This window comes from Streptosporangium sp. NPDC002607 (assembly GCF_053592655.1).
Genome location: NZ_JBSFWD010000068.1, coordinates 1 through 18,312, shown reverse-complemented (window position 1 = coordinate 18,312; position 18,312 = coordinate 1). Strand labels below are relative to the sequence as shown.

Sequence of the window (18,312 nt, the reverse complement as noted above, 5' to 3'; positions counted from 1 at the left end):
GATGGTCATGGGGGTGATTACCGTGCGACAGATGACAGAAATGTCGGCGCACCGGCAAGCGGTGGAGCAGATCAGGGATTCCTACGCCGCCATTCCCGGCGACGCGGTGCCCCGGCTCTCCAAGGCCACCACGAACCTGTTCCGCTTCAGAGAGGGCGCCCGGTCGGCGAAGCTTTCCGCCAGGGACCTGGACCAGGTCATCGCGGTCGATCCGGAGACGATGACCGCCGAGGTCCAGGGGATGACCACCTACGAGCACCTGGTGGACGCCACGCTCGCCCACGGGCTCATGCCGTACGTGGTGCCGCAGCTGAAGACGATCACGCTGGGCGGGGCGGTGACGGGGCTCGGCATCGAGTCCACCAGTTTCAGGGACGGGTTGCCGCACGAGTCGGTGGAGGAGCTGGAGATCCTCACCGGCGACGGAAGGATCGTCGTGGCCCGTGACGACAACGAGCACCGCGACCTGTTCCGGGCGTTCCCCAACTCCTACGGCACGCTTGGCTACGCCCTGCGGATCCGGATCAAGCTCAAGCCCGTCCAGCCGTACGTCAGGCTGACCCACATCCCGTTCGGGGACGCCGACAAGTGCATGCTCGCGATGCGCGAGATCTGTGACAGCGGCGAGTACGAGGGCGAGCGCGTCGACTTCGTGGACGGCACGTTCTTCGGTCCGGGCGAGCTCTACATCACCGTGGGACGCTTCGCCGAGCGTGCTCCGTACCTGTCCGACTACACCGGGATGCGCATCTACTACCGGTCGATCCAGACCAGGACCCGCGACTGGCTGACCGTCCGCGACTACCTGTGGCGCTGGGACACCGACTGGTTCTGGTGCTCGCGCGCCTTCGGCGTGCAGACCGCGCTGGTGCGCTCCCTGATGCCGCGTAAGTGGATGCGCTCGGACGTCTACCGCAAGCTCGTGGGCCTTGACCGCAAGTACGGGGTGATCGCCAGGATCGACCGCTGGCGCGACCTGCCGGTGCAGGAGTCGGTCATCCAGGACATCGAGGTGCCCGTCGAGCGCGGTGCCGAGTTCCTGAGTTTCTTCCACGACAAGGTCGGGATGGCGCCGGTCTGGATGTGCCCGCTGAGGTCCACCGGCGAGTGGCCGCTCTATCCGCTGGAGCCCGGCCGGCTGTACGTCAATTTCGGCTTCTGGGGAACGGTCCCGTTGCCCAGGGGGCAGTTCGACGGTTACCACAACCGTCTCATCGAGAACCGGGTCCACGAACTGGACGGCCATAAATCGCTGTACTCCACCTCGTTCTACCCAGAGGATGAATTCTGGCGGTTTTATAACGGAACCGCCTATTGGCCGGTCAAGCGGGCATACGACGGGGGTGGCCGGTTGCTCGACCTCTACGACAAGTGTGTTCGGGGGCGTTAAGAGAGGCTGATTCTGTGTTGCTCGCAGAGATCTTCGAAAAGGTGATGGGCCCTGAGGCGGATGTACGCTTCGTCGCCTACGACGGAAGTAAGGCCGGTCCGGCCAGCTCCGACATCAGCGTCGAGGTGAAGACTCCGGCGGCCGTCGCGTACCTGGCACAGGCCCCCGGGGAGCTGGGACTGGCCAGGGCGTACGTGTCCGGCCACCTCGATGTCCAAGGGGACATGTACACGCTGCTCTCCCGGATGTGGTCGCTCACGATCAACGACCTCCCGGTCGGGCAGAAGCTCGCGGCCGTCAGAGCCCTCGGGGTCCGCCCGCTGCTCACCCGGATGCCGCCGCCTCCGCAGGAGGTGCGGCGCAGCATGCTCGCCCGGATGGGCAGCAGGCACGCCAAGCAGCGCGACGCCGAGGCGATCCACCACCACTACGACGTCTCCAACAAGTTCTACTCGTGGGTGCTCGGCCCGTCCATGGCCTACACCTGCGCGGTCTTCCCCGAGCAGGAGTCCACCCTGGAGGAGGCGCAGCACGCCAAGTTCGAGCTGGTCGCCCGGAAGCTGAGCCTGAAGCCGGGGATGAGGCTGCTGGACGTCGGCTGCGGCTGGGGCGGCATGGTCATCCACGCCGCCCGTGAGTACGGGGTGAAGGCGCTGGGCGTCACCCTCTCGCGCCAGCAGGCCGAGTGGGGGCAGAAGGCCATCGCGGAGGCCGGTCTCGGCGAGCTCGCCGAGGTCCGTCACATGGACTACCGCGACGTGCCGGAGACGGGCTTCGACGCCGTCAGCTCGATCGGCCTGACCGAGCACATCGGCAAGGAGCAACTGCCCTTCTACTTCCGCTTCCTGTACGACAAGCTCGTCCCCGGCGGGCGGCTGCTCAACCACTGCATCACCCGGCCGACGGGCACCGAGAAGACCCTCAACGCCGGCGGCTTCATCAATCGCTACGTCTTCCCCGACGGGGAGCTGGAGTCGGTCGGCTACCTGGCCCGTCAGATCGAGGACACCGGTTTCGAGATCCGGCACGAGGAGAACCTGCGCGAGCACTACGCGCAGACCCTCCGCTACTGGTGCGCCAACCTCGACGAGCACTGGGACGAGGCGGTCCAGGAGGTCGGCGAGGGTACGGCACGGGTATGGCGCCTCTACATGGCGGCCTGCGTGGTCGGCTTCGAACGCAACAAGATCCAGCTCCACCAGGTTCTCGGGGTGAAGCTCAACGACGACGGTACGGCCGGCGTCCCGCTCCGCCCCTCGCTCGACTGGCCCTGATCCCCCGGGACACGCGCTCACGCGGGACCCCGCGCGGGAGACGCTCATATGGGATGTTCCTATACGAGAATCCGCGCGGGCCCTCACGCGGACGCGTTCACGCCGGACCGACGGCCCCCGTCGCGGATATCTCGCGGCGGGGGCCGTACGGCTTCGTGGCGCAGGACGAGGGATCGATGGCCTTCACCCGCCTGCTCGCCACGGAGGTCTCCGGGGAGCCGGCCGCCGCCGAAGCCCACCTGGGAAACCGCCGGTCACCGGTTCGTCGACTGTTCCCCATCCTGGAACGGTCCGGCCGCGGGTCGCGAACGCAAATTCTTGCGTAGAAATGCCGTCAGATTTCACGAACGTTTCTGACTATTGCGTTTATGTATCTCGTCCTGTCAGGATGACGCAAGCGGACCGCTGTCGCGCCGGGGACGACGCGTGCCGCCCCGTGCCCCTGGTGTGCGGCTCCCTCCTGCCCGGAACGTGTTCCGGGCAGGAGGGAGCGGGCCGTGGTGCTCCTTGCCCCGGCCAACCCGGCGACCGACCTCCGTGTCGTGAGCCGGGGTCCGCCGCCGTCGCCCGGTCAGGCCCCGCTCCCTCCGTGACACGCGGGGGAGCGCCGGCCGAACGCGCAGGCCCACCGGCACGGCACCCCCCGCCCCCCGGATGGAGCGGTGAAGCACGGATGGCCGCTCCGGACGAAAGGAGTTCACGTGGCCGTCTCGCGTCGGAGGTTCATGACCTCCGTGGTGCCCGGGTCCGCTCTCGCCGCGGTGTCGTCGTCGCAGCTACTGTCCGCGCTGGGCAGCGCGGCCCGCGCCGACAGCCCCGTCGGGGACGTGGTCGGGAAGATCACCGTCGGCTACCAGGGCTGGTTCGCCTGCAAGGGCGACAGCGCCCCGATCAACGGCTGGTGGCACTGGAGCGACGACATGAGTCAGAGCCCCTCTCCCTCCAACACCACCATCGTCGCCTGGCCCGACATGCGCGAATACGCCAACACCTACCCCACCGCGTACGCCAACCTCAACAACGGCCGGCCCGCCACCCTGTTCTCCTCCTACGACCAGCAGACCGTCGACACCCACTTCCGCTGGATGCGTGAGAACAACATCGACACCGCCGCCCTGCAACGCTTCAACCCCATGGGCGGCGAAGGCCCCACCCGCGACGCCATGGCCGCCAAAGTCCGTACCGCCGCCGAGGCCAACGGCCGCAAGTACTACATCATGTACGACGTCACCGACTGGACCAACATGCAGCCGGAGATCAAAACCGACTGGCTCAACAAAATGAAAGCCCACACCACCTCACCGGCGTACGCCATGCAGAACGGCAAACCCGTCGTCGGCATCTGGGGATTCGGCTTCGACGACCCCAAACGCCCCTGGGCGCCGGCCCCCTGCCTGGAGGTCGTCAACTGGTTCAAGAACCAGGGCTGCTACGTCATGGGCGGCGTGCCCACCCACTGGCGCCGCGGCGTCGAAGACTCCCGCCCCGGCTTCCTGGACGTCTACCACGCCTTCCACATGATCTCCCCCTGGATGGTCGGCCGTATCAGCACCATCGCCGAGGTCGACAACTTCTACACCAACGTCAACCTCCCCGACCAAGCCGACTGCGACGCCCACGGCATCGACTACCAGCCCTGCGTCCTGCCCGGAGACATCACCACCCGCCAGCGCCGCCACGGCGACTTCATGTGGCGCCAGTTCTACAACATGGTCCGCGTCGGCGCCCAGGGCATCTACATCTCCATGTTCGACGAGTACAACGAGGGCAACCAGATCGCCAAAACCGCCGAAACCCTCGCGAGCGTCCCGGCCAACTCCGGCATGCTCGCCCTCGACGAGGACGGTACCGCCTGCTCGGCCGACTACTACCTGCGCCTGACCGGCGACGGCGGCAGAATGCTCAAGGGCCAGATCGCCCTCACCGCCACCCGCCCCACCCCACCCGTGGTGTCCGGCGGGGGCGGCGACAACCTGGCGCGGGGCAAGGCGGTGACGGCGAGCAGCCACAACATGAACTTCATCCCGCCGAACGCGGTCGACGGTGATCCGAACACCTACTGGGAGAGCCCGAACAACGCGTTCCCGCAGTGGATCCAGGTCGACCTGGGGGCGGCGGTGTCGGTCGGCAGGGTGGTGCTGAAGCTGCCGCCGTCGGCGGCGTGGCAGGCCCGCACGCAGACGCTGTCGGTGCAGGGCAGCGTCAACGGGGCGTCGTTCACGACGCTCGCGGGATCGGCGGGCCACTCCTTCAACCCGGCCTCCGGCAACACGGTGACGATCACGTTCCCCGCGACGTCCACCCGGTACGTCCGGTTGGACGTCACCGGCAACACCGGCTGGCCGGCCGCACAGCTGGGCGAACTGGAGGTGTACGGGCCCGCCACCGGCGGCGACACGCAGCCGCCGAGCATACCGGGCAACCTCACCGTGACCGCGAAGACGGCCACCAGCGTGTCGCTGTCGTGGTCGGCCTCCACCGACAACGTGGGGGTGGCCGGCTACCAGGTGCGCCGCGACGGCACCGTCGTGGCCACCGTGCAGGGCACCACGCACACGGTGACCGGGCTGAGCCCCGCGACGGCGTACGGCTTCACCGTCACCGCCTACGACGCGGTACCCAACGTCTCGCCCCCGTCGAACACCGTGACCGTGACCACGGACGCCGCCCCCAACGTCAACCTGGCGCGGGGCAAGGCGACGTCGGAGAGCGGCCACACGCAGAACCTCGGCTCGGCGAACGCGGTCGACGGTGACGCGAACAGCTACTGGGAGAGCCCGAACAACGCGTTCCCGCAGTGGATCCAGGTCGACCTGGGGGCGGCGGTGTCGGTCGGCAGGGTGGTGCTGAAGCTGCCGCCGTCGGCGGCGTGGCAGGCCCGCACGCAGACGCTGTCGGTGCAGGGCAGCGTCAACGGGGCGTCGTTCACGACGCTCGCGGGATCGGCGGGCCACTCCTTCAACCCGGCCTCCGGCAACACGGTGACGATCACGTTCCCCGCGACGTCCACCCGGTACGTCCGGTTGGACGTCACCGGCAACACCGGCTGGCCGGCCGCACAGCTGGGCGAGTTCGAGGTCTACCCGGCCTGACACCTTGGGACCGGGTTCCGGGACGGCACGTCGTGTGCCTCCCGGAACCCGGCCCCGCCGCCGTGGCCTCATCGGCCAGGCGGGTGCGGACCGCTCAGCGCAGCTCGCGCTTGAGGATCTTGCCTGTCGCGGTCATCGGCAGCGCGTCACGGAACTCGATGATCCGCGGATACTTGTACGCGGCCATGTTCTCCTTACCCCAGGCGATGAGCTCGTCCTCGGTGATCGTCGCGCCGGGGGTGCGGATGACGTACGCCTTGACCTCCTCGCCGTGCGAGTCGTGGGCGACTCCGACCACCGCGGCGAGGGAGACCTCCGGATGGGTGATCAGGACCTCTTCGAGCTCGCGCGGGTAGACATTGAAGCCACCCCGGATGATCATGTCCTTGGCCCGGTCGACGATGGCGTAGTAACCGTCCGCGTCGCGGGTGGCGATGTCGCCGGTGCGGAACCAGCCGTCCCTCATGACCTCGGCGGTCGCCTCGGGCCGGTTGTAGTAGCCCTTCATCACGTTGTGGCCGCGGATCGCGATCTCGCCGGGGCCCTCGCCCTCGATCGTCTTCCAGTCGCCGTCGACCAGCTTCATCTCCACACCCCAGATCGGCGTGCCGATCGTGCCGGGCTTGGTGGGCCTGCCCAGCTGGTTGAAGCTGGCCACCGGAGAGGTCTCCGACAGGCCGTACCCCTCCAGGATCCCGATCCCGAAGGTCTGCTCGAAGTCCCTGAGCACCTCGACGGGTGAGGACGCACCACCGGCCACCGCGACCCTGAGCGAGGTGGGCACCTCGTCACCCTCGGCGTGGATCTTCGTCAGCATGGCCCAGTACATGGTCGGCACGCCCGCGAACAGCGTGATGTTCTCGGCGCGCATCAGCTCCAGGGCGGGTCCCGGCTCGAAGCGCGGCACGAGCACGATGGTCGCCTGGCGCCGGAAACCGGCGTTCATGATGACGGTCTGCCCGAAGGAGTGGAAGAGCGGCAGCACCGCCAGGTAGGCGTCGCCGCCCTCGGTGCGGGGGAACATCTCATCGGAGACCATGGCGTTGATCAGCATGTTCTGATGACTGAGCTCAGCGCCCTTGGGGTGGCCGGTGGTGCCGCTGGTGTAGAGGATCACGGCGGTGTCGTCGGGTGCGGTCTGCACGGTCTCGAACTCGCCGGACACGCCGTCGAGCGCCGCCCAGAGCGTCTCGCCGTACTCGGACTCGGTGGCGAACGCGGTGGCGGGCAGCACGAAGAAGTGCTCCGCCGACGATCCCTCGAAGCCCGCCTTGCCCCGCTCGCCGAGCGGCAGCTCGGGAGTGCCCTCGAAGCAGAACAGCGCCTTGGCCTGGGAGTCGTCCAGGTGGTAGGCGATCTCCCTGGACTGCAGCAGCACGTTGAGCGGCACGACCGTGGCACCGGTCTTGAGAATGCCGTAGTAGACGAAGGGGAAGTACGGCAGGTTGGGGCAGGCCAGCGCGACCTTGTCGCCCTTCCCGATTCCCCTGGAGACCAGTAGGTTGGCAACCTGGTTCGCGACGGTATTGACCAGGGAGTACGGCAGCCGCAGGTCACCAAAGACCAGTGCGGTGCGGTCGGGGTTCTCCCGGGCGCTGTCCTCCAGTGCGATCGACAGGTTGAGCATCGTGCGTCCTCCTCCGAGCGAGCTCTGACTCGCCCATACTGGCAGCCCCTAGATACCTACTGGTAGGTAACTTTGGTTACAAATTGACGGGCAAACCATGGGGGAGTAAGTAGATAGGAGCCCGCTACGGGGAGGCGAGCTGACCGTCTGTGCGAGGAGGGGTCAGTGAGCGTGGAGTACGACTACGTCATCGTGGGCGCGGGGTCGGCGGGGTGCGTGCTGGCCAACCGTCTCTCCGTGGACCCGGGCACGAGGGTCGTCCTCATCGAGGCGGGCGGTTCCGACAAGAGGCTCGAGGTCCGGATGCCGGCCGGCTTCGCCAAGCTGTTCAAGACCGAACACGACTGGAACTTCACCACCGCCAAGCAGCCCGAGCTCTCCGGCAGGGAGCTCTACTGGCCACGCGGCCGGATGCTCGGCGGTTCCTCCTCGATGAACGCCCAGATGTGGGTACGCGGGCACCGCGCGGACTACGACGGCTGGGGGGTGCCCGGCTGGTCCTACGACGAGGTCCTGCCCTACTTCCACCGGATCGAGCGCCGCGCCGGCTCCAACCGCGGCGGTGTGTACGGCACGGAGGGCCCGATCCACATCTCGGAGCTGCGCTCCCCGAACCGCGCCACCGCACTCTTCCTGCGGGCCTGCGAGGAACTGGGCATCGCCCGCCTGGAGGAGCTCAACGGCCCCTCCAACGAGGGCTGCTCGCCGACGCCCGTCACCCAGCACCGGGGACGCCGCTGGAGCTCCGCCGACGCCTATCTCGGACCCGCGGCCAACCGGCCCAACCTCACGGTGCTGACCTCCTCGCAGGTGAGCCGGGTGCTCATCGAGGGCGGGCGTGCGACCGGCGTGGAGTGCGGCGGTGACGGTGACGGTGGCACCGTGGTGCGGGCGCGCAGGGAGGTCGTGCTGTCGGCGGGGGCGATCGGCTCCCCGCACCTGCTGATGCTGTCGGGCCTCGGCCCGGCCGACGAGCTGCGGGCCGCCGGCGTCGAGCCGGTCCACGAACTTCCCGAGGTCGGCGCCAACCTTCAGGACCACCTGGCCTCGGGGGTCGTCCTGCACTGCCCCGAGCCGATCACGCTCGCCGGCGCTGAGTCGGCGGGCAACCTGCTCCGCTTCCTGGTCGGCCGCCGGGGCATGCTCACCTCCAACGTCGGTGAGGCCGTGGCGTTCATCCGCACCTCTCCCGAGGAGCACGCCCCCGACATCGAGCTGATCTTCGCTCCGGGCCCCTTCGTCAACCACGGCCTCACCCCGCCGCCCGGCCACGGCCTGACCATCGCCTCGATCCTGCTCCAGCCCGAGAGTCGCGGCCGCGTCTCGCTGGACGGCCGCGACGTCGTGATCGATCCCGGTTACCTGACGGCGGAGGCCGACGTCCGGCGGCAGGTGGCCGGGCTGCGGAAGGCCGGGGAACTGTTCGCCACCGAGGCGCTCCGGCCGCTCGCGGGGCCCCCGATGGACCCGTACTGGGGGGCGAGGAGCACCGAGGAGCTCGTCCGCTGGATCCGCGAGCGTAGCGAGACCCTCTACCACCCGGTCGGCACCTGCCGGATGGGTGAGGATCCCGAGTCGGTGGTGGACCCCGCCCTGAGGGTCCGCGGGATCGCGGGTCTGCGGGTGGTCGACGCCTCTGTCATGCCGGTCATCAACCGAGGGCATACCCACGCGCCCACCGTCATGATCGCCGAGAGGGCCGCCGACCTCATCGCCGCAGACCGCTAAGGGTGCCGACTATAAGCACACAAAGTGTGCTATGGCTCACACTTGACGTAAGTAAGTACTTGCATGAATCTAGGGCAATGACCGTGAACATGGCGGATATCGACCTGTCGGAGATTCCGTTCTGGGGGCTTCCCCAGCGGGAGCGCATGGAGGCATTCCGGCGTCTCCGCGCGCTGGACCGGCCGGTGTTCACGAAGGAGAACAAGATCCCCTTCATCGGGCACGGGGCCGGCTACTACGCCCTGGTGCGGCACGCCGACGTCTCCGAGGCCAGCAGGAACGCCGGGGTGTTCAGCAGCGAGCCGACCGCCAACAGCATCGCCGACATGCCCCGCTGGCTGGCGGTGTACTTCGGCTCGATGATCAACATGGACGACCCCCGGCACGCCAGACTCCGCCGCATCGTCTCCAGGGCCTTCACCCCCAGGGTCCTGGCGAAGATGGAGGAGGACCTGCAGCGGGCGGCGACCCGGATCGTGGACGAGGCGATCGCCGAGGGGCCGGGTGACTTCGTCACCCAGGTGGCCGCCCGGCTGCCCGTCGAGGTCATCTGCGACATGATGGGCATCCCCTCGGAGTTCCATCACCGGGTCCTGCGCGCGACCAACATCATCCTGGGCAACGCCGACTCCGAGTACACCGGGATCGATCCCGAGTTGAACCGCTGGAACGTGGCCCGGGGCCTGGTCAAGCTACTGGCCGCCGGGCGCGAGCTGAGCAGGCTGGCGGCCAGGCTCGGCCGCGAGCGCCGGGGCGCCTCCACGGGCGACCTGACCAGCATGCTGGTCAACGGCGATGAGCACCTCACCCCGCAGGAGCTCGGCTCGTTCTTCATCCTGCTGGTGGTCGCCGGAAGCGAGACCACCCGCAACGCCATCTCGCACGGCCTCAAGCTGCTCACCGACAGTCCCGGGCAGCGCGAACTGCTCGTCGGCGACTTCGAAAAGCACATTCCCGGCGCGGTGGAGGAGATCATCCGTTACTCCACCCCGGTCATCCAGTTCCGCCGTACGGTCACTCGCGACCACGAGATGAACGGGCAGCAGTACCGCAAGGGCGACAAGGTCCTGCTCTTCTACAACTCCGCCAACCGCGACGAGAGCGTCTTCACCGATCCCGACGCCTTCGACATCACCCGCCACCCCAACCCGCACGTGGGCTTCGGCGGCCCCGGCCCCCACTACTGCCTGGGCGCCCACCTGGCCCGCCGGGAGGTCACGGTGATGTTCCGCGAGCTGTTCACCCGCCTGCCCGAGATCCGTTCGGCCGGTGAGCCCTCCTATCTGCTCTCCAACTTCATCAACGGGGTCAAGCACCTGCCGTACACGACCTGACCGCCGGCGCCGGGCGAGGGGGTGGGGCGATCACCGCCGCGTCGGCCAAGCGAATGCTAGGTTCCGCCTCATGGACATCAGCACCGTCACCGCCAATGGCGTCGAGTTCGCGTACCTGTCGGCGGGGGAGGGGCCGCTCGCACTCTGCCTGCACGGCTTCCCCGACACCGCGCACACATGGCGGCACCTGCTGCCCGAGCTCGCCGGGCGTGGCTACCGCGCGATCGCGCCGTTCATGCGCGGCTACGCGCCCACCTCGATCCCCGCCGACGGCGCCTACGAGGGCGGGGCGCTGGTCGCCGACGCCTGCGCGCTGCACGAGGCGCTCGGCGGCGACGGCGACGCCGTGCTCATCGGCCACGACTGGGGCGCCTTCCCCGTCTACGGCGCCACCGCCTTCGCCCCGGAGCGCTGGCGCAGGGCGGTCGCGATGGCGGTGCCCCCGATGGGCGCGATGCTGGCTGCCTTCCTCGACTACGAGCAGCTCAAGCGGTCGTTCTACATCTTCCTCTTCCAGACCGGGCTCGCCGAGGCCGCCCTGTCGCGGGACGGGTTCATCGAGGGACTGTGGCGCGACTGGTCGCCGGGCTACGACGCGGCCGAGGACGTCACGTTCGTACGGCGCGCCCTGGGCTCCCCGGAGAATCTCGCCGCCGCGATCGGCTACTACCGGGCGATGCTCGGCACGGTGGCCCCCACCGGCCGCTACACCGCCGAGCAGTCCGCGACCGGCGGGCAGGTTCCGATCCTCTACCTGCACGGGGTCTGTGACGGCTGCCTGGGGATGGAGCAGGTCGATCAGGCCGCGGCCTTCCTTCCGCCGGGCTCCAGGGTGGAGCATGTTCTCCAGGCAGGGCACTTCCTGCATCTGGAACGGCCCAGGGAAGTCAACGACATCGTTCTCAAGTGGTTGCGCTGAGGATCCTGTGGCAGGATCGGTAAAACCGAATAGGATTCTAGTGGAGGCTGGCGTGACGGTTTCACTCGCGGACATCGACCTGTCGGACATCGCTTTCTGGGAGCGTCCGATGGCCGAACGGGAGGCCGCCTTCGCGGTGCTCCGCGCGCAGCCGGGCCCGATCCTGTTCGCCGAGCCGGTGATCTCCTTCATGCCTCCCGGCCCCGGTTACTACGCCCTGGTCCGGCACGCGGACATCACCGAGGCCAGCCGCCACCCCGAGATCTTCTCCTCAGGCCGGGGGGCGACGTCCATCCAGGACCTCGGCCCCGACTTCAGCGAGTACTTCGGCTCGATGATCAGCATGGACGATCCCCGGCACGCGAGGCTCCGCCGGATCGTCTCCCGGGCGTTCACGCCGAAGATGATCAAGCAGTTCGAGGCCGACGTCGAGGCGACCGCCGTGCGGATCGTGGACGAGCTGATCGCCAGGGGGCCCGGCTGTGACTTCGTGACCGAGGTGGCCGCCAAGCTGCCCCTGAAGATCATCTGCGACATGATGGGTATCGGCCCCGAGCACTACCAGACGGTCTTCGACGCCACGAGCATCATCCTGTCGGGCGGCGACCCCGAGTTCATCGCCGACATCAGCCTCGCGGCCGAGTCGCTCCTCGGTGCGGGGCAGCGGCTCCAGGACCTCGTCGTCTCCCTGGCCGCCGAGGGCGGAGAGAACCTCACCACCTCTCTGACCAGCGCCAACATCGACGGCGAGAAACTGACGATGCAGGAGCTCGGTTCGTTCTTCATCCTGCTGGTGGTGGCGGGCAACGAGACCACCCGCAACGCCATCTCGCACGGCCTGCACCTGTTCACCGAGAACCCCGACCAGCGGGCCCTGCTGCTCGAGGATCTCGACGGGCGCCTGCCCGGCGCCGTCGAGGAGATCGTCCGCCTCGCCTCGCCCGTCGCCTGGATGCGCCGCAGCCTCACCCGCGACCACGAGATGAACGGTCACCTCTACCGCGAGGGTGAGAAGGTCCTGCTCTACTACTGGGCGGCCAACCGCGACGAGAGCGTCTTCACCGACCCGCACCGCTTCGACATCCTGCGCACCGAGGGCCCGCACGTCGGCTTCGGCGGACCCGGGCCGCACTTCTGCCTCGGTGCCCACCTGGCCCGCCGCGAGATCACCGTGATGTTCCGCGAGCTGTTCACCCGCCTGCCCGCGATCCGCTCGGTCGGTGAGCCCGACCGCCTGCGATCCAGCTTCATCAACGGAATCAAGCACCTCGACTGCGACTTCTGAGGTCCTGCCGCACCCCGCCGGTGGTGATGGGCGAAACGAGACCGCCGGTGGGACGGCGGGCCCGGGCGACTCCAGCCCGGTCAGAACATGGAGTGCGCCCGCTGGGCCGTTCGAACCGGCGAGGTCACCGCCCCGGCACGCGGATCGACTTGAAGACCGTGTTGATGTCGGGGAGCAGTTCCTTCCTGCTGTCCGGCACCGACATGTAGACGATCGCCGGCAGGTCGGCGCCGGTGCTCACGGCCGCCACGACCATGGTCGTCTTCGAACCGCCCGAGGTGATCTCGTACGCGGAGAGCTGGCCGGGCAGGCCGTTCACGGACAGGGTCTGCTGGGCGGTCTTGCGGGCGGTGTTGTCCTCGGGGAAGAACCGCTTGCGACCGGTGGAGGCCACCGCGTTGATCACCGGGGCGAGGTTCTCCGGCGAGGTGTACTTGCTCTTCAAACGAGGCGAGAGCGGGCCCGACATCAGCTGCGCGAACTGGGTTTTGCCCGTGGAGTCCGTACCGGCGGGGAGGTACTGGCGGGTTGTGAAGCCGTAGGTGGTGGGCACGCTGGGGCGCTGGTCCTGCCGCCACGGGGCACCGAGCTGGGCCAGGGTGATCCCCGCCGGCTGGTCGGTGAGCGTACCGGCCACCGGCGAGGGATCGCCGGTGAATCGTGGCAGGCGACCGATGGCGGCGGGCTTGGTGGTCTTCTGGGGAGCCGCCGAGGGCTTGGGCTCGGCGATCTCCTCCTCGGCGGAGGCCAGCGGCCCGGCCAGGAACGCCCAGAGCACCGCGCCGACCAGCGCGATGATCACAGATCCGGCCAGCGCGAAGATCCAGACGGGCCGACCCCGCTCCTCGAACTCGTCCTCGTCCTCGATGGCCTGGTAGTTGTCGCCGAAGACCGTGTTCCACAGCTCCTGCTGGCGCTCGGGCGGAGGGGTCTTCGGACCGCTGATCTGGCCGGCGGTGACGAACGGCTTGTTCGGGTCGGAGGGGTCGCGGCTCAGGTGATGGCCGGGCTGCCCCGGATGCGCGGGCTGTCCCGGCTGGGGCTGTGGCGGTTGGGGAGCGGCTCCGGGGTGAACGGGAGCCCCCTGGGGCGAGGGGGCCTGGGAGGCCGCCGCCGCGTTCGCCGCGGCCATGGCCCACATGGCGGGGTTGTCCGGCACGCCGTAGCTGCGCCGCGCGTTTCCGGCGCCGTTTCCACCGCCCCCGTCCGGGGGGACGGTGCCCGCGGAGGCGTCGCCGAAGTGAGCGGCGGGGCCCTCGGCGGGAGGACCGGCCCAGGAGGAGGGGAACGTCGAGGTCTGTGCCTCGGCGAAACCCTGGTTTCCCATGGGGGGAGCGGGCGGCCAGGCGGTGCCGGACGCCGGAGGGGTGGGCGGCCAGCCGGCGTTCTCCGCCGGCGGAGTGGGCGGCCACACGCTGTTCTCCACCGGCTGAGCCGGAGGGCGGCCGGAGGCGTCGCGTGGCGGTGCGGCCTGCCACGCCTCACTCCCGCCGGGAGCCTGCTGCCCGCGCGCGTCCCCCTGCGGGCCTGACGGGTGCGTCCGGCCGTCGTTCTGCGGGGTGGACGCCTGTGCCCAGCCGTCGTGCGAGGGCGCGGTGGCCTGTGCCCAGCCGTTGCCGCCCGGGGAGGCCTGGCCCCGAGGGTCCGACTGGGGAGTGGGGATGGATTGTGGCCACCCGTTGCCGGGAGAGGACGGATTGTGGTCGTCGGCGCCGCCCTGCGGGCCGGACGTCTGTGACCAGCCGCCGCCCTGTGACGAGGTGGGCTGCGGCCACCCGTTGCCGGGGGAGGTCTGGTGCGGGTCGCCGCCGCCCTGCGGGCCGGACGCCTGTGCCCAGTTGTCGTTCCGCGGGCTGAAAGCCTGCCCCCAGCTGTCGTTCTGCGGGCTCGAGGCCTGTGCCCAGCCATCGCCGGGGGAGGTCTGTGCCCAGCTGTCGTTCTGCGGGGTCGACGCCTGTGCCCAGCCGTTGTTCTGCGGGTCGGAGGTCTGTGCCCAACCGTTGTTCTGCGGGTCGGAGGTCTGTGCCCAGCTGTCGTTCTGGGGAGCCAATGCCTGTGCCCAACCATCGTTCTGCGGGGCCGGCGCCTGCGCCCAGCCGTCGTTCTGGGGAGCCACGGCCTGTGCCCAGCCGTCGTTCTGCGGGGTCGACGCCTGCGCCCAGCCGTTGTTCTGCGGGTCGGAGGTCTGTGCCCAGCCGCCGCCCGGGGAGGTCTGGCCGGGCGAACCGGCCTGCGGGTCGGAGACGCGCTGCCCCCCGCCGGGCGAGGTCTGCCAGGAGCCGTTGCCGCTCTGCGGCTCCTCCTGCGGGCGGGGGAGCCGGGGGCCGGTGCCAAGAGGGTCGTTCGTCCACGAGGGTGACGGTTCGGCAGCCTCCGGCCATGCCGGAGGCAGGTGGGACTGGCTGGACTGCTCCGAGGCCATGCTTTCCTTACCTCCCGCGTGGGTGCCCGAATTAGGCGTATTGGGCATGATCTCACGTGAGACGGGGGGGCTCGCAGGGAAACTGGAGAACGCCCCTCTGAACTGGAGTCCGGTTGGGTCGGTCGGTGGGTCCTGCATGGGCAGGCCGACCTCCAACGGATCCGGGCCCCGCCCCGGCTCTACTGAATGTGCCACGGTGAAAAGAGTAAACGCGAAGGACGTACGAGGTCACAACAGGTGCATAGCCATCGGGTCTCGTTCGCTCCGGAGAGTGCGGAGATCCTCATTCTGCCGACCTGCTCGGACGGCTGTCTCCTGTTTGCCGTGATCGGGCCTGTTTCCCCAGGCCACGAATATGCCTTGCGGGCTGCGATAGTCTTGCTCTATGCGTGCCGCGAGCCTGCTTACCGGGCCGCATCGGCCTCCCCGCCCCTGAGCGCCCTGCCGATGCGGCCGCCCTCCGCGTGAGCGGGGGGTTTTTGCATTGGGCCAGGCGGGTCAGACCATCCACGCAGACATACCCGAGGGAAAATCGACGTGAGCGAGCGAGCCGACATGCAGAGCGACGAGCAGCACTATGACCCGCAGGCCCTGCAGGTCAAGTGGCAGCGCCGGTGGGAGGAACTGGACCCCTTCCGGGTCTCCGACGACCCCGCCGACCCGCGTGAGCGGCGCTACATGCTCGACATGTTCCCCTACCCCTCGGGCGACCTGCACATGGGACACGCAGAGGTTTTCGCCATCGGTGACGTCGTATCCCGCTACTGGGTGCAGCGCGGCTACAACGTGTTGCACCCCATCGGCTGGGACTCCTTCGGCCTGCCCGCGGAGAACGCCGCGATCAAGCGCGATGCCCACCCCGCCGAGTGGACCTACGCCAACATCGAGACCCAGGCCAACTCCTTCAAGCGCTACGCGATCTCCTTCGACTGGTCCAGCCGCCTGCACACCAGCGACGCCGAGTACTACAAATGGACCCAGTGGCTGTTCATCCGCTTCTTCGAGCGCGGCCTGGCCTACCGTAAGGGCGGCCTGGTCAACTGGTGCCCCAACGACCAGACCGTGCTGGCCAACGAGCAGGTCAAGGACGGCAGGTGTGAGCGCTGCGGTGCCGAGGTCGTCCGCCGTGAGTTGACCCAGTGGTACTTCAAGATCACTGACTACGCGGACCGGCTGCTGGACGACATGGCCCAGTTGGAGGGGGGCTGGCCCGAGCGCGTGCTGACCATGCAGCGCAACTGGATCGGCCGATCCGAGGGCGCCGACGTCAACTTCGTGATCGAGGGCCGTGACGAGCCGGTCACCGTCTACACCACCCGTCCCGACACCCTGTACGGCGCCACCTTCTTCGTGGTCGCCCCGGACGCGCCGCTGGCCGAGGAGATCGTCGCCGATGACCGGCGCGAGGCCTTCGAGGCCTACCGGGCCGACGTGTCCAAGCTGTCCGACATCGACCGGCTGTCCACCGAGAAGGAGAAGACCGGCGTCTTCCTGGGCCGGTACGCGATCAACCCGGTCAACGGGGAGCGCATGCCGGTCTGGGCGGCCGACTACGTGCTGTCCGACTACGGTCATGGCGCGATCATGGCCGTGCCCGCGCACGACCAGCGCGACCTGGACTTCGCCCGCGCCTTCGACCTGCCGGTACGGGTCGTCGTACACACCGGCCTGGCCGACCCCGGTGAGACCGGCATCGCCACCGCCGGTGACGGTGCGATGGTCAACTCCGGCCCGCTGGACGGCCTGACCAAGGCCGACGCGATCCGGAAGATCATCGAGGTGCTGAGCGAGCGGGGCACCGGCCGCTTCACGGTCAACTTCCGGCTGCGCGACTGGCTGCTGTCCCGCCAGCGCTTCTGGGGCTGCCCGATTCCGATCATCCACTGCGCCGACTGCGGCGAGGTCCCCGTCCCCGACGACCAGTTGCCCGTCACCCTGCCCGACCTGCGGGGTGAGGCCCTGGCACCCAAGGGGGTCTCCCCGCTGGCCTCGGCCGAAGACTGGGTCAACGTCTCCTGTCCCAAGTGCGGCGGCCCGGCCAGGCGCGACACCGACACGATGGACACCTTCGTCGACTCCTCGTGGTACTTCCTGCGCTATGTCAACCCCTCCTACGAGGACGGCCCGTTCGACGTCGAGGGCGTCCGCAGGTGGGGCCCGATCGACCAGTACGTCGGGGGTGTCGAGCACGCCGTGCTGCACCTGCTGTACGCCAGGTTCTTCACCAAGGTCCTGCACGACATGGGGATGGTCGACTTCGTCGAGCCCTTCACCCGCCTGCTGAATCAGGGGCAGGTCATCAACCAGGGCAAGGCGATGTCCAAGTCGCTGGGCAACGGCGTCGACCTGGGTGAGCAGATCGACGCCTACGGTGTCGACGCGGTCAGGCTGACCGTCGTCTTCGCCGGCCCGCCCGAGGACGACATCGACTGGGCCGACGTCTCGCCGGCCGCGTCCCAGAAGTTCCTGGCCCGGGCGTTCCGCGTGATGGCCGAGGCAGGGGCGGCCTCCGCTCCCGGCGTCGACTTCGCAGGTGGAGACCTGAACCTGCGCAAGGTCGTGCACCGCACGATCGACGAGGTCACCAGGCTGGTCGACTCCCACCGCTTCAACGTCGCGGTGGCCCGGATGATGGAGCTGACGAGCGCGGCCCGCAAGGCCATCGACTCCGGGCCCGGCGCCGCCGACCCCGCGGTCAGGGAGGCCGCGGAGACGCTGGCGGTCATGCTCTCCCTGGTCGCGCCGTACGCGGCCGAGGAGGGCTGGGAGCGGCTGGGACACAGCGGCTCGGTCGCGGTCGCGGGCTGGCCGGCGGTGGATCCGGCGCTGCTCGTCCAGGACTCCGTCACCTGCGTCGTCCAGGTCGCGGGCAAGGTGCGCGACCGGCTGGAGGTCTCTCCGGAGATCTCCGAGGCGGACCTGAAGGCGCTGGCGCTGGCGTCGGAGAAGGTCCAGGCGTTCCTGCCCGGTGGCGCGCCGCGTAAGGTCATCGTGCGCGCGCCCAAGCTGGTCAACATCGTCCCGTAGACGTTCGAGAGGGGCGCGCGTCCAGCGTGCGCCCCCGAACGTTCATGGGCCGGCCGACGTTCGGCTCATCCGGCTCGGGCACTGCCCGCCGCTCGTCGTACCGTCATCCGAAAACACGCCGGGGGGGGCGGCCCCCCGCCGGCGGGGGGGGGGGGGCCCGGGGGGGGGGGGGGGTGGAGCGGTTGGGGCCGGGGGGGGGGTGGGGGGCGGGGTG

The 18,312-nt window shown here is 69.2% G+C and carries 10 protein-coding genes; 8 read left to right on the top strand and 2 right to left on the bottom strand.

What is annotated here, in order from left to right:
- The first annotated feature begins 31 nt into the window (after positions 1-31).
- From ACWD3H_RS42075 to ACWD3H_RS42065, 3 genes are all read left to right on the top strand, one after another.
- Positions 32-1,390 carry an FAD-binding oxidoreductase gene (locus ACWD3H_RS42075; protein WP_350925905.1) on the top strand — a complete coding sequence of 453 codons (1,359 nt, stop codon included), beginning with the start codon at positions 32-34 and terminating at the stop codon, positions 1,388-1,390.
- Between the two features lie 14 nt (positions 1,391-1,404).
- Positions 1,405-2,664: a class I SAM-dependent methyltransferase gene (locus ACWD3H_RS42070; protein WP_451958992.1), complete on the top strand. Its 1,260-nt coding sequence runs from the start codon at positions 1,405-1,407 to the stop codon at positions 2,662-2,664.
- Between the two features lie 701 nt (positions 2,665-3,365).
- Positions 3,366-5,756, top strand: a complete 2,391-nt coding sequence (locus tag ACWD3H_RS42065; protein ID WP_451958991.1) for a galactose-binding domain-containing protein — start codon at positions 3,366-3,368, stop codon at positions 5,754-5,756.
- 94 nt (positions 5,757-5,850) lie between these two features.
- On the opposite strand, the gene ACWD3H_RS42060 is transcribed toward ACWD3H_RS42065, so the two are convergent.
- The gene (locus ACWD3H_RS42060; protein ID WP_451958990.1) at positions 5,851-7,383 is read right to left on the bottom strand and encodes a long-chain-fatty-acid--CoA ligase; all 1,533 of its coding nucleotides are present in this window, start codon (positions 7,381-7,383) and stop codon (positions 5,851-5,853) included.
- A 165-nt stretch (positions 7,384-7,548) separates the two neighbouring features.
- On the opposite strand from ACWD3H_RS42060, the gene ACWD3H_RS42055 reads away from it, so the two are divergent.
- From ACWD3H_RS42055 to ACWD3H_RS42040, 4 genes are all read left to right on the top strand, one after another.
- A complete protein-coding gene (locus tag ACWD3H_RS42055) occupies positions 7,549-9,111 on the top strand; it encodes a GMC family oxidoreductase (RefSeq protein ID WP_451958989.1) in 1,563 nt (520 codons plus the stop codon).
- Between the two features lie 77 nt (positions 9,112-9,188).
- On the top strand, positions 9,189-10,445 hold the full coding sequence (locus tag ACWD3H_RS42050) for a cytochrome P450 (protein ID WP_451958988.1): 1,257 nt from the start codon (positions 9,189-9,191) through the stop codon (positions 10,443-10,445).
- Between the two features lie 70 nt (positions 10,446-10,515).
- Positions 10,516-11,364 carry an alpha/beta fold hydrolase gene (locus ACWD3H_RS42045; protein WP_451958987.1) on the top strand — a complete coding sequence of 283 codons (849 nt, stop codon included), beginning with the start codon at positions 10,516-10,518 and terminating at the stop codon, positions 11,362-11,364.
- A 109-nt stretch (positions 11,365-11,473) separates the two neighbouring features.
- Positions 11,474-12,649 carry a cytochrome P450 gene (locus tag ACWD3H_RS42040; protein WP_355626010.1) on the top strand — a complete coding sequence of 392 codons (1,176 nt, stop codon included), beginning with the start codon at positions 11,474-11,476 and terminating at the stop codon, positions 12,647-12,649.
- Positions 12,650-12,773: 124 nt separating this feature from the next.
- Here ACWD3H_RS42040 and ACWD3H_RS42035 read toward each other — a convergent pair whose 3' ends face one another.
- Positions 12,774-15,071 (bottom strand): hypothetical protein, encoded by a 2,298-nt coding sequence (locus ACWD3H_RS42035; RefSeq protein WP_451958986.1) that lies wholly within the window; start codon positions 15,069-15,071, stop codon positions 12,774-12,776.
- 555 nt (positions 15,072-15,626) lie between these two features.
- Here ACWD3H_RS42035 and leuS point away from each other — a divergent pair.
- Positions 15,627-18,098, top strand: a complete 2,472-nt coding sequence (leuS, locus tag ACWD3H_RS42030; protein WP_451959006.1) for a leucine--tRNA ligase — start codon at positions 15,627-15,629, stop codon at positions 18,096-18,098.
- The last annotated feature ends 214 nt before the right edge of the window (positions 18,099-18,312 follow it).